Here is a 13,080-nt window from a genome sequence, read left to right on the forward strand (position 1 = left end):
CTTCTCCCTACGCCCCAAGCCCTTCGCCCTAAACCCCAGCACTTATGCTACGAAATTATCTCAAAATCGCCGTCCGGAACCTGCTTCGGAGTAAGTCATTTTCAGCCATCAACATTTTAGGCTTGTCCGTTGGCATGACCTGCTGCATATTGCTGCTGCTATATATACGCAGTGAACTGTCATTTGACAGTCACCAGGAACACGCTGATAATCTGTACCTGTTAGGTTCAAAAGCAAAAATAGGCCAGAACGCGGGCAGAGAATGGCCAAATGCCTCTGCTCCGTATGGACCGGCGTTGAAGACCGAGTATTCAGAAGTCGAGAAGATGGCGCGCCTGTGTGCCTTTGATGAAAAGGCGCTGTTGCAGGTTCGTGAACAGGGAAAACCGGTAGTATCGTTCTACGAAACTAAAGCCTACCAGGCTGACTCGACGTTCTTCGACCTGTTTACGTATGAGTTCGTAGAAGGCAGTCCAAAAAACGCGCTCACCGATCTACATTCGGTGGTCCTGTCCGAAGAGGTCGCCCGGAAGTTGTTCGGCAACGCGAGCGCACTTGACAAAATTATTCGTATTGGCGGATCAGCCGGTTTAGGCGAGGATTTCAAAGTAACCGGCGTTTACCGCGACGCCAGTGCCAGATCGCACATCGACGCGCGGCTGTTTCTACCGCTCTACGCTGGAGGTATTGGTAGTTTTCTGCGTGAAGGACCGCTGGATTTTGCCAACAACAACATGTTTTTGACGTACATCCGCCTGAGACCCGGCACCAACCCCGGGCAGTTGACCAGGAAGTTTCCGGCCTTTATTGAAAAATACGCCCGAAATGATTTAAAAGCGGTCGGTTTCGATAAAGACATGTTCCTCGTTCGGGTACCAGACCTGCATTTGTACAACAACTTCCAGGCCGTTGTAACCCCCACTAACAGCATAACGTATCTCTACATTCTGGGCTCCATTGCACTCTTCACGCTGCTGATTGCCTGTATTAATTTCATGAATCTGTCGACGGCGCGATCGGCTAAGCGGGCCGCTGAGGTAGGGGTTCGAAAGGTGATGGGCGCTGAACAAGGTGCGCTGGTACGGCAGTTTCTGGGCGAGTCGATGGTGCTGGCCTCTCTTGCATTAATCATTGCGATAGTTTTAGTAGCGATTTTTCTACCCCTGTTCAATCAGCTTACCAACAAATCCATTTCTTTTATTGAGCTGTTTGAGCCACAGATTGCGCTCACCTTCGTAGGGCTGGCTTTGCTGACTGGCCTGATTGCAGGCAGCTACCCAGCATTTTACTTGTCGCTGTTCAATCCGGCGCAGGTTCTGAAAGGTAAATTTATCAACACGATGTCGGCCGTGGCGCTACGTCGGGGGCTGGTCGTTTTTCAGTTTGTGGTATCAGTCGGCCTGGTGCTGGCTACATTTATCATTCAGGAACAAATGCGGTTCATGCGCGATCAGCCACTGGGTTTCGCGCAGGACCAGCAAATTGCCATACCCTTGCGGAGTAGTGAGGCTCGCGCTTCCTACAGTGCATTTCGGACGGAGATTCTGCAGAACAATCAGGTTGTTGGTGCATCGGGCACGCAGTTTTATCCAGGAATTGCCAACCTGAGCGATATGGTGTTTCACCGCCCCGACCAGAGTGTCGATCAGGGGCAGGACGTCCGGATTAACCGGGTCGATTATGATCTGCTGCAAACAATGGGCTTCAAACTGAAGCAAGGTCGACTGTTTTCGCGGCAGTTTCCGGGCGACACCAGCGACCGGCTGATTGTCAACGAAGCGACGTTACGTAAGTTCCAGATCGACGAAAAGAAGGCCGTTGGCCAACGGCTGAGCTTCACCTGGCAGGGTCAGACGTATCCCTTCGAGATCGTAGGCGTGGTGAAAGACTTCCACTTTGAAGACCTCCATGAGAACATTGAGCCGTACGCCTTCATGTTGAACCGGCGCCCAGACTTCAACTACGTTATTGTGCACGTGAATACGGCCAATATGGCAAACGTACTGGGTTTCATTGAACAGAAATGGAAAGTACTACGCCCCGACGAGCCGTTTGAGTACACCTTCCTGAACGAAGATTTTCAAAAGAACTACCAGGCTGAAGCCCGTACGTCGCGCATTGTCACTACGTTCACGATCATTTCCATACTGATTTCGTGTCTTGGTTTGTTTGGTCTGGCCGCCTTTGCGGCTCAGCAACGCACTAAGGAAATTGGGGTTCGCAAAGTATTGGGCGCATCGGTTACCAACATTGTTGTGCTGCTCGCCAAAGATTTCCTGAAGCTCGTGTTGCTAGCCATTGTGATTGCTTCGCCGATTGCCTGGTATGCCATGCACAAGTGGCTGCAGGGCTTCGCCTACAAGATTGACATTCCGCTGTGGGTATTCCTGGTATCGGGTGGGCTTGCGATTCTGATTGCCTTTGCGACCGTAAGCTTTCAAAGCATTAAGGCCGCCTTGATGAACCCGGTGAAGAGTTTGCGGACAGAGTAGCCAAGAGCAGGGGGCAAGGGGCGAAGGGTTTTACGCTTTGCTCCTGCCCCGCTGTTGTTGAGCGAAGTTTGATACTTCGCTCTGGTGTTATCCGGTCTGTGACCGGTGTCATCTCTGCCCGCTGCTATCTCAGGCCGGAATGACAAATTGCTCCGGTCAGAGATGGTAGCGGGCACCCGGCCAATAACAATCCGGCCTGGTTTGCACACTACGCACCGGCGGATCAGCCGAACCTGGCCATAAAAATTAATTCGAACAGTTTCTAAACGTATTACCCCCCAGCCCCTGCCCTTACCTCCCAATAACACTATGAAAAATCTAGTTTTATCAGCCCTCCTCACCCTTTCAGTAGCCAACGTATTTGGTCAGAATGACGACGTAGCCGCCGTTCGGCAAGCCTGCTTCAACTACATTGATACATTCTATAAAGTTGATACAACATTGGCGTACCAGAGCATCCATCCTACCTTACAAAAGCGCGGATTCTTTTTCGACGATAAAACGAGTGCTTATTCAAAACAACTGGAGATGCCATTTCCGGCGCTCATCCGGTTAGCCAAAACCTGGAACAAAGATGGTAAACGTACCACCTCAGATTCGCCCAGGGCTGTTGACGTCTTTGAAGTCGCCGACAAGACAGCAACGGCCAAAGTTACGGCAGTCTGGGGCATCGACTACATCCACCTGATTAAGGAAAATGACCGCTGGATGATCGTCAACGTGCTGTGGCAATCGGCACCGAAATTGGTACAGGCAATGAAGTAGCGCAGATAAATACCTCTAATTGTCAACGGATTAACTAAGGTCTTCAAACTTTTACAATTCGTTTACACTGTTTTACAAGCGTTTTTCATCTACCAAAGCATGAGTCAATACATTTAGGCTGTCTTTCATCTAAATCAGACAGAACTATGAAAAAGGTAAATTGGCTCATGTTATTTTTGGTGTGCGGTGGCTGGTCTACCGGCTGCCTTGCACAGAGTAATTTTCAGCAATGCACGGCCGCTTTTATCGACAGCAAAATGGTAGTTAACGAGTACAGCCCAACAGGAAAATGTACGCTACCTTTAACCAGCACCGGTGAACTGAGCGTGCAGACGGTCGAGCTATCGCCGACATCAACCAAAGCCCTCGACAAAATTGTGTTCAGGGTGGCCATACGGGATAAGGACACTAAAACGCTGTTCATGTACTCAAGCGATGAATACAGACAGATACCCCTTAGAAACGTACTGACTAAGTGCCAGCAAGGTGACCACATCGTTCTGCTCACCGTAGATAAGCAGTATTCACTTCCTCACAACGAAATTCTGGTCAGATGAGACAGGTACGCCAATTAACTATCTTAACTGCCTGGCTACTTATGGTGGCTGGTGCGTTTTCTCAAAGTGTAGCCAATGGACACTACCGCAATCCGATTACATTGAATGGGAAGCCGGTAGAATCTAGTACCTTCACACGAGGTAACCGAGGCATATTAACAGTGGTTACTGGTAATCCTGCGACGTCTGAAGCCCATAAGATACCCTTCAGGGTTTATTTAAAACGGGGCGCCATGACTATTTATGGAGCTGGTTGCCACAGCAATCAATTGGTGACGGAGATAGAAATCGGTAACGTTCTGGCCATGGCTAAGCACGGCGACGACCTGATTATTGAGCCGGTTCACCCAGGTCAATCGCAAACCAGACAAATTATTCATGTGGTGGATTGGGTAAGTTATTTAGTAGCGCCCAATATCAACTGGCTATTTCCGCGAAAACCAGGAGATGGTTGTTGAACCAGCGGCTTTCTTATTTTTGTAGATAAGCCCTTCAGATTATGAGAAAAGCAGCCGTTGTTATTACGCTCCTATTGACGAGTCTGCTCTTTACACATTTTGTGAGGTTAACCTCCGATGCGAGTAAAGTTGAACAAAATCAGCTCGCCAGGAAGGTTAACCTCGCCTTACGTCGCACAGCTCATCACTTACTGACCGAACAAGGAGATTCTACCTCCGCAATCCCTCCGGCGCAACAAACCAGTGCCACTACGTTTGTGATCCGGCTGGAGCGGCACTTTGCTTACGACCGCCTGCCCGCTTTGTTACAGGAATCCCTGGCGCTTCACCACGTGAACACAGATTATGATGTTGCTGTACTGGATTGCACCAACGGCACCCTTCTGTTAGGCTACAGCTTACAGGATTATACTCAAAAAAGCGGAGTTCCGTGCGTTGGCCGCGAACAAGCACAAGGGTGCCATACCTTACAAGTCACCTTTGCCGCTCCCCAAAGTGCTGTGCAATCGACTAATTTTTGGTGGGTTGGGGTGGTGGGCTTTCTGTTGATAAGCTTGGGCGGTTTCATCTATTTCAGAGTTGCCCGACCGAAAATTGCGCCTGCGATTTTAACCCAGGCCCCTGCCGAACCAGCAGGATGTATTCGAATTGGTCAAACAGTGTTCAACCCGGCGGACCAATCCATCAACACGGCTGGCTTGCAGCATACGCTCACCTACCGGGAAACGAAGCTGCTACGGCTTTTCGTTAGCCACCCGAACCAATTGCTCGAACGAGATTTTATCCTCAAATCAGTCTGGGAGGACGAAGGAATCACGGTTGGCCGAAGCCCTGATGTGTTTGTCTCTCGTTTGCGGAAGATTCTGCAAAACGATTCTACACTACGGATCGCGACAGTACACGGTGTAGGCTACCGGTTAGAAGTGGAACCAATTTAGTTGGTGAGACCTATTTACTTTCTTCAACAACTACTGCCCTTAAACATTGTGAATCGATTGCCCCAAAACCGGATCGAGTAGATGGCGGCTTTTGCGGCAGCCACCGCAGACATACAACAAGTTGTAGCTGTATTTCCAACTCTTTATAAAGCAGTTAGGTCTACGTCTGAAAACTTAGATCATGCGAATATTGATTAGCTCACTCCTGGTTGCCATGTTGAGTTGCCGCGCCCCTGATTGTTATCCTTATAATCTTAAGTTATGTGACTAAGCTCTCCAAAGTATCATTTTCGTTTCCTTGTGTCCCTTAGCCTAATTTTCCTCGAAAGCCCGCGCTTCCACTGTTGTGAGTGAACTTATCAGTCAATAGTTTTAAGAACCTAAACACCTCATATCAACTGAGAACGATGCTGACTCAACTGAGAAAACACTACTCCCCTTCTTTTTGGGCGCTGAACGTAGCACTAGCCATCGGGGTAAGCGCCTGTTCGAGCCCCGACAAACTTGAACCGCAGGCTACGCCCCCAGCTCAATACGAACTCACCGACGTTCGTTACTTCCTCAAGCCCACTGATCGGGTCGATACGGTCACGGTAAAGCTGAAAGAGCTTAGCGTTCAGAATCTGAGTAATACTTTATCAACTCAGCAAGTTGAAAGCAGTTTTGACGAACTGGTCAGGACATCACAATTTGAAGTCGATCAGGTAAATACCCTTCCCAAGGAAGTAAAACTGGATAAGTTTGCCGTGCGAGTTCCTCAAAACTGGTATGGACAGAACTTGTTCGACTACTACGCTGAACCGTTTCCGCTGAGTCCTGATCCGCAACAGAAACCTTATGGTGGCTACAAGAATCAAGTGATGACGATTCGGGTTCCTGCTAAATCGAAAATCAACATAAACCGCCAGATTGACGCTTATTACCTGACTTGCTCCTTTGAGGGTACTATTCAAAATAAAACCACAGGTCAACGCTACCCACTAACAGGCAAGTGGACCGGCCTTTTACGGTACAACAACACCCTGATCGATTTGAAGCAATCCCCCTTGCCTTAGTTAATGAAGTCGACGAGTAGAGTGATTGGCTACAAACTCAAGGAAACATATTCATCAGACTCCTTGCTGAGCCTTTAGGATAAAGGAGGTGAGGAAATAGCCTGATAATGGCCCAACTGTTATTTTCCGGAAAGAGCGTAAGGCAGAGGGCATTGAGCTGAGGAATCTTACCTCAAACCCTTTGCCTTGTGCCCCAAGCCCTACGCCAACGGTCTGATTACCCGGCAGGGGTTTCCGGCAGCGAAGACATTAGCCGGTATATCTTTAGTGACGACGCTACCCGCTCCGATCGTCGTGTTATCCCCAATCGTTACGCCGGGACAAACGATTACGCCACCGCCCAGCCAGACATTATTGCCAATCGTTATCGGTAAAGCCAGCTCCGGCCCCTCGATGCGTTCGGCAGCATCTACGGGATGGTAAGCCGCATACAGCTGCACGTTGGGGGCGCACTGGAAGTTATCGCCAATTGTAATTCGGGCGCAATCCAGAAAGGTGCAGTTGAAGTTGAGGAAACAATTTGTTCCAAAGCTGATGAAGGAACCATAATCGCAGTAGAACGGCGGCTGAATATTAAGTCCTGGCCCAAAATTGCCCAATAGCTCCCGTAGGATTGTCTGACGCTCTGGCTCGGCATCGTAGGGTGTACGGTTGAACTCAGAGAACAAAGCGCGGGCTTTGTACCGCATGGCGGTTAAGGTTGGGTCACTGGCCACGTATAGTTCACCATCCAGCATCTTTTCTAATTCTGTCTTCATTTCGTTGGCTCTTTTATAGGCAGTTAACTCATCAACCAAAGAAAAACCAAAAGCGCTGCTTATACTTAACCACGGTGTCCGCAATTGAACGAAAAGCCGTCCATTTGCGGACATATCTTTTCCATGTCATACTAATAACTATCTGACATATAGCTATTTATAATTAATGGTACGACCTTTGGACAAGTAGAATAAAAAGCGAATCATCCAACCTAAACATAAAGCACTCATGATACGAAACTACCTCAAAATTGCCCTTCGGAATTTGTGGAAGAACCGGCTGTTTAGCACGTTAAATATCGTGGGAATGGGCGTAGGCATGGCCGCCGTCGGTTTGATGGGGCTCTACATCGCCCATGAGTTGAGTTATGATCGTTTTCATACTAACGCCGACCGAATTGTGCGGGTCGCGCACTACGCTTCCTGGCCAGGTGGCAACCTCAAATTGGCCCCCACGTCGGCACCTTATGCCGATGCGCTCAAAAGCGATTATCCAGAAATTGAAAAAACGGTACGCATCCAGCCCGAAGGCGGAGGGATTATTACCTACAAGGATAAAAAAGTAGAAGCCAACGATATTTTCTTTGCGGATAAGACGCTGTTTGACGTCTTCACGTTTCCGTTTCTGTATGGCAACCCCGCCACCGCTCTGGCTCAACCACAAAGCATTGTGCTTACCAAAAGCCTGGCGGAGAAGCTTTTTGGGGATGCACGGAAAGCGGTCGGCCAGCCCATTGAGTTCAGTAATAATTTCGTGAATACCGTAACCGGTGTTATCGACGACGTACCCAGCAATTCGCACTTGCAGTTCAGTGCCCTGCGTTCGCTCCCGGCCAACTACACAGCGGGCTGGCAGAACTTTGAACTATACACGTATCTATTGCTGACGAAGGGAAGCGATTCCGAAGCGCTCGAAGCTAAACTTCCCGGCTTTTACACAAAGCATCTTAAGAAAGAAGTGGGTGAACTAAGCTACCGCATGGAGCTTCAGCCGCTCCCGTCGATTCACCTCCATTCCCACCTGGACTACGAAATCAGCCCTAATGGTGATAGTAAAACCATTATGATTTTCGCCATTGTATCCGCTTTAGTCTTGCTCATTGCCGGTATCAATTACGTAAATCTCTACACTGCCCGGTCGATCACCCGAACCCGCGAAGTGGGCGTCCGCAAAGCTATTGGCTCTCGCCGGGGCCAGCTTATCGGGCAGTTCATGACTGAGTCATTACTGATGGCTTTTCTGGCCGGTACAGTGGGACTTATACTGGCCAATGCGTTGCTTCCGTGGTTTAATGAACTGGCCGACCGGTCGCTCTCACTCTCGCACTATGGATGGTTCATTACGTTAACCAGTCTAGTGTTATTCACTATGTTACTGGGCGTTGGGAGCGGCCTATACCCGGCCCTGCTCTTATCTGGTTTTCGGCCCGTTACGGCCTTGCGGGGCCAGTTGGGAAGCCAGCTCGGGAAAGTACGGCTGCGGCAGTCATTGGTCGTCTTTCAATTTGTCGCTGCCGTGACTCTGATTGCCTGCTCGGGCATGATTTATCGCCAGATGAGCTACGTGCAGGCGAAGAATCTGGGCTTCAACAAAGACCAGGTGCTGACATTTCATCTGGAAAATGACGAATCGCGTCGGCAGGTACAATCCCTAAAGGAAGAACTCCAGAAAAGTCCATTCATCGAAGAGGTAGCCGCAGCAACCAATCCCATTGGCAACAACAATATTGGCACCAACGGAATGTTCTTCGAGCAGAATGGCGTCATGCCGACCGAGACGCAGGTTGTTCAAAAATTCTCCGTTGATTCGGATTATTTGAATACGCTCCAGATTCATCTTGTGAAGGGCCGTAACTTCTCCGAGTCGTTTCCCAGCGATGCCCTTGGCGCGGTACTGGTGAATGAATCATTGGTGCAGAAAATGGGGTGGCAGGAGCCGATTGGTAAGCGCGTGAAGTATTTCCTGGGCAAAGATCAGACAGCCGAAGCACGCGTCGTTGGGGTTGTCAACGATTTTCATACATACTCCCTGCAACACAAAATTGAGCCGTTGGTGCTGCAGATGCCCGCCCCATCTGAGAAAGACAATCTCTACGTTCGCCTACGTCCCGAGAAAACAAAAGAAGCGCTGGCTTACATTAGTCAGGTATACCACAAGTTTGACCCGTCGACCAGCCCTAGCTTTCATTTTTTGGATGAGAACTTTTCGAAGCAATACAAAGCCGAACAAAAGCAGGGACAGGTGTTGCTTTCATTTACCATTCTTGCCGTATTGATCGCCTGCCTGGGTTTATTCGGTCTGGCTGCCTTTGCCGCCGAAGCCCGCACGAAAGAGATTGGCGTGCGCAAGGTGCTGGGTGCATCAGTCGGCAGTGTCGTTATCATGCTTTCTAAAGATTTCACCCGGCTGGTCTTGCTGGCGATCGTGATTGGGCTGCCCATTGCCTGGTACCTCACGGGGCAATGGTTACAAAACTTTGCCTATCACATCGACATCGAATGGTGGATATTCGCCCTGGCCGGGTTGCTCGCCATGAGCATCGCCCTCATCACCGTAAGCTTCCAGAGTGTCAAAGCCGCATTGATGAATCCCGTGAAAAGTTTACGTACCGAATAGCTGTGAACGGGGGTTGGGGGCATGGGGTCTACCCTCAGCCTTTAGCCCCATGACCTAAATCTATAGCCCCTATGCTAACCAACTATCTCAAAATTGCCGTTCGGAACCTTATCCGCAACAAGACGTACAGTGCCCTCACGTTGTTGGGTTTAGCCAGTGGTATAACCTGTGCTATTCTGTTAGGACTTTATGTCAACGACGAATTAAGTTTCGACCGGTACCACACAAACGCAGACCGGATCTTTCGCCTAAATCTGCACATCAAATGGGCTGATAACGAGTTTAAGATTGGCGTAGGGTCATCGCCAATGGGTCCGGCATTACAGCAGGAGTACCCAGAAGTCAAACAGGTATTGCGAGTCAAGCCCAGTAAAGAAACTTTGTTTCGGGCTGGAGAAAAGACACTGTACGTCAAAGACATAATTTATGCGGACTCGACGCTGTTTAAATTCTTCGATTATGATTTTATCGAAGGTAGCCCAAAAAACGCGCTAACGAGTCGAACTAGTGTCGTCCTGACGCAAAAGTTAGCACTCAGCCTCTTCGGTAAAACAGACGGTATTCTAGGAAAAGTCGTCACTGTGAAGGAAAACTTGCCCTTTACGATTGCAGGAGTCATTAAGGATGCCCCCGCTAATCATCATCTGACGTTTGAAGCGATCCTACCGTATGCCAATGTTGCGGTTAGTGGCATAGATCCCAGCAAGTGGGACAGCTTCACCTCAATGACATACGTTTTGTTGAATCAACCAGGCGACCAGTCAAAACTGGAAAGCAAAATGGCCACGTTCTACAAAAAGTACATAGCCAAAGCGATTGGAGCTGACAACGGAACAAAAATTACGTTCGATATCACGTTTCAACCGTTGGTGAATATGCACCTGCGGTCAACGCATCTGATGGGCGAAGAAAATGGCGGCAACATGGCCTTCGTCTATACTTTTTCGGCCATTGGCTTATTCATTCTCCTGATTGCCATCGTGAACTACATCAATCTGGCAACGGCCCGGTCAGCTGGCCGAGCGAAGGAAATTGGCGTTCGGAAGGCGGTTGGCTCGCTTCGGTCTCAGTTAATTGGGCAGTTCCTGACCGAGTCCATGCTGTTGACATTTCTCGCCTTGATGATCAGTTCCCTTCTGCTCTTTGCCTTCCTTCCCTTGTTCAACTCTTTGGCAGACAAGACGTTGATCATTAACTTATGGAGTGCAAAGACGCTTGGGCTGGCCCTCGGATTTACCTTGCTAATCGGGTTAGTCAGCGGGCTTTACCCGGCTTTGATTCTTTCCCGATTTAAACCGGTCGCTATCCTGAAAGGCGCTTTCACGACCAGCGGCCAGGGCATTGTATTACGAAAATCATTGGTTGTGCTCCAGTTTACCATTTCGATGGTCATGATTGTAGGCACAATCATCGTTTACCGGCAGTTGCAGTATATGCGAACGACTGAATTAGGCTTTAATCAGGAACAGGTGGTTACGATTCCGCTTAAAGCCCCGTCTGTTCAGCAAACTGCCGCCGTTCTGAAAAGCAAACTGCTTCAGAACGCAATCATCAAGGGTGTAAGTCTGACCGATGGATCGGTAGGTGACGGAATGAACGACAAAAGCACCTTCAGCTTTTACGCAGGTGGCACCGAACAGCCGGTAAGCACGGAATATTTCTCCGTTGACCACGACTTCTTAAATGTGTTAGGTATCAAACTTAAAGAGGGTCGTAATTTTTCACCCGATTTAGCCAGTGACTCGACGGGCACCGTGCTGATTAACGAAGCGATGCTCAAGCGTTTAGGCTGGAAAAACCGAACAGCCGGATTGATCGAGTTTGATACCCGAAAAATACCGATCGCGGGTGTTATCCGTGACTTTCACTTGCGATCGCTGCACAACAGGATTGAACCGCTGGTACTGGTTTTCCACAAGGATCGGGGCGATAGGCTACTAGTCCGGGTGTCGCCACAAAATGTACCAGCTGCGTTGGCTTTTGTAAAAGATGTGTATGAGAAAGTAAATCCAAATCAGCCATTTGACTATGCATTCCTCGATCAAACCTTTGCTCAGCAGTACCGATCCGACGAACGAAAAGGCGGACTCTTTCTAGGCTTTTCGGGCATGGCTATTTTTATCGCGTGCCTAGGTTTGTTCGGGCTAGCTACGTTTACGGCTGAGCAGCGCACTAAAGAGTTTGGCGTCCGTAAAGTGCTGGGCGCGTCGGTTAGCAGCCTCGTTGCTCTGCTGTCAAAAGACTTTCTCAAACTAGTGCTCATTGCCATTGTCATTGCTGCACCTCTAGCCTGGTATGCCATGAATCAGTGGCTACAAAACTTCGCTTACAAGATTAACATCGAATGGTGGATATTCGCCTTGGCCGGTTTGCTCGCCATGAGCATCGCCCTCATCACCGTAAGCTTCCAGAGTGTCAAAGCCGCCTTGATGAATCCCGTGAAAAGTTTACGTACCGAATAGCGTAGGGCTTAGGGTGAGTTGCCCCATGCCCTCAAACCCTTAACCACATGAAGGCTACACCGTCCATCTGCCTGCTACTCATTGCTATTTTGACCATGACCTGCAAGCAACAAACGGGCCCGTATATGGGTCAGGAGCCGCCTGGCACGGAGGCTAAACTGTTTGCGCCCGGAACGGTTTCCGAGGAGGGCCGATACGAGTATGGTTCCTACTTTTCCAATGATGGCAAGGAGTTTTACTACGCCGTCATTGTCAATGAGAAGCCCCAGATTTGGGTTTCGCGATTAGAAGACAACACGTGGACTGATCCGGAAGTCGTACTGGGCAGTGACAAGTACGAGTATAATGACCCGTTTCTGTCGCCCGACGGCAAGCGGCTGTTTTTCATCTCCGACCGAGCCTTGGATGGGCAGGGCAACAAGAAAGATTTTGACATCTGGTACGTAGAGCGGAAGGGCGACGGCTGGTCTGACCCTATCAACTCAGGGCCGTCCATCAATACGGATAAGAATGAGTACTACATGTCGTTCACAACCGATGGCACCATGTACTTCTCCTCCAACGGCGAGGGCGAACCCGGCAACAAAGACTATAACATCCGCTTCGCAACGTATCCGGGTGGCCAGTTCCAGCCTTCCCAAAAGTTGGGTGACTCAGTGAATTCCGAGTACTACGAAGCCGATGTATTCGTTGCGCCCGACGAGAAATACGTTATCTTTTGCGGAGAACGTCCCGAGGGCATGGGCCAGGGCGATTTGTACATCAGTTTCAAAGACGATAAAGGCCATTGGCAGAAAGCCAAGAACATGGGCGAAGCCATTAACACCGATAAGTACGAGTTCTGCCCGTTCGTCTCCAGCGACGGTAAATACCTGTTATTCAGCCGCGATGGCGACATATTTTGGATAAGCGCCGAAGTGATCAATAAACTCAAGTAATCTTATAGTGGCAAAGGGCGCGGGGTTCAGTTGTCCTTTG

The 13,080-nt window shown here is 49.4% G+C and carries 10 protein-coding genes; 9 read left to right on the plus strand and 1 reads right to left on the minus strand.

Annotated features, from left to right (window positions below; all coding sequences use genetic code 11):
• Positions 1–44 precede the first annotated feature (44 nt).
• From ACFSUS_RS10315 to ACFSUS_RS10340, 6 genes are all read left to right on the plus strand, one after another.
• Positions 45–2,492, plus strand: coding sequence for an ABC transporter permease (locus tag ACFSUS_RS10315; protein WP_381522203.1), 2,448 nt, complete (start codon positions 45–47; stop codon positions 2,490–2,492).
• A gap of 309 nt (positions 2,493–2,801) precedes the next feature.
• A complete protein-coding gene (locus ACFSUS_RS10320) occupies positions 2,802–3,257 on the plus strand; it encodes a nuclear transport factor 2 family protein (protein ID WP_381522205.1) in 456 nt (151 codons plus the stop codon).
• 146 nt (positions 3,258–3,403) lie between these two features.
• On the plus strand, positions 3,404–3,814 hold the full coding sequence (locus ACFSUS_RS10325; protein WP_381522207.1) for a hypothetical protein: 411 nt from the start codon (positions 3,404–3,406) through the stop codon (positions 3,812–3,814).
• Positions 3,811–4,272 (plus strand): hypothetical protein, encoded by a 462-nt coding sequence (locus ACFSUS_RS10330; protein ID WP_381522209.1) that lies wholly within the window; start codon positions 3,811–3,813, stop codon positions 4,270–4,272. Before ACFSUS_RS10325 ends, ACFSUS_RS10330 begins: the two co-directional genes overlap by 4 nt.
• A 41-nt stretch (positions 4,273–4,313) precedes the next feature.
• A complete protein-coding gene (locus tag ACFSUS_RS10335) occupies positions 4,314–5,210 on the plus strand; it encodes a helix-turn-helix domain-containing protein (protein ID WP_381522211.1) in 897 nt (298 codons plus the stop codon).
• 407 nt (positions 5,211–5,617) lie between these two features.
• Positions 5,618–6,265, plus strand: a complete 648-nt coding sequence (locus ACFSUS_RS10340) for a hypothetical protein (RefSeq protein ID WP_381522213.1) — start codon at positions 5,618–5,620, stop codon at positions 6,263–6,265.
• Between the two features lie 200 nt (positions 6,266–6,465).
• On the opposite strand, the gene ACFSUS_RS10345 is transcribed toward ACFSUS_RS10340, so the two are convergent.
• A complete protein-coding gene (locus ACFSUS_RS10345; RefSeq protein ID WP_381522215.1) occupies positions 6,466–7,023 on the minus strand; it encodes a sugar O-acetyltransferase in 558 nt (185 codons plus the stop codon).
• Between the two features lie 229 nt (positions 7,024–7,252).
• On the opposite strand from ACFSUS_RS10345, the gene ACFSUS_RS10350 reads away from it, so the two are divergent.
• From ACFSUS_RS10350 to ACFSUS_RS10360, 3 genes are all read left to right on the plus strand, one after another.
• Positions 7,253–9,640 carry an ABC transporter permease gene (locus ACFSUS_RS10350; protein WP_381522216.1) on the plus strand — a complete coding sequence of 796 codons (2,388 nt, stop codon included), beginning with the start codon at positions 7,253–7,255 and terminating at the stop codon, positions 9,638–9,640.
• A 71-nt stretch (positions 9,641–9,711) separates the two neighbouring features.
• Positions 9,712–12,102 carry an ABC transporter permease gene (locus ACFSUS_RS10355; protein ID WP_381522218.1) on the plus strand — a complete coding sequence of 797 codons (2,391 nt, stop codon included), beginning with the start codon at positions 9,712–9,714 and terminating at the stop codon, positions 12,100–12,102.
• Positions 12,103–12,149: 47 nt separating this feature from the next.
• Positions 12,150–13,040 (plus strand): hypothetical protein, encoded by an 891-nt coding sequence (locus ACFSUS_RS10360; protein WP_381522220.1) that lies wholly within the window; start codon positions 12,150–12,152, stop codon positions 13,038–13,040.
• The last annotated feature ends 40 nt before the right edge of the window (positions 13,041–13,080 follow it).

This window comes from Spirosoma soli (genome assembly GCF_042684525.1).
Classification (GTDB): domain Bacteria; phylum Bacteroidota; class Bacteroidia; order Cytophagales; family Spirosomataceae; genus Spirosoma; species Spirosoma soli.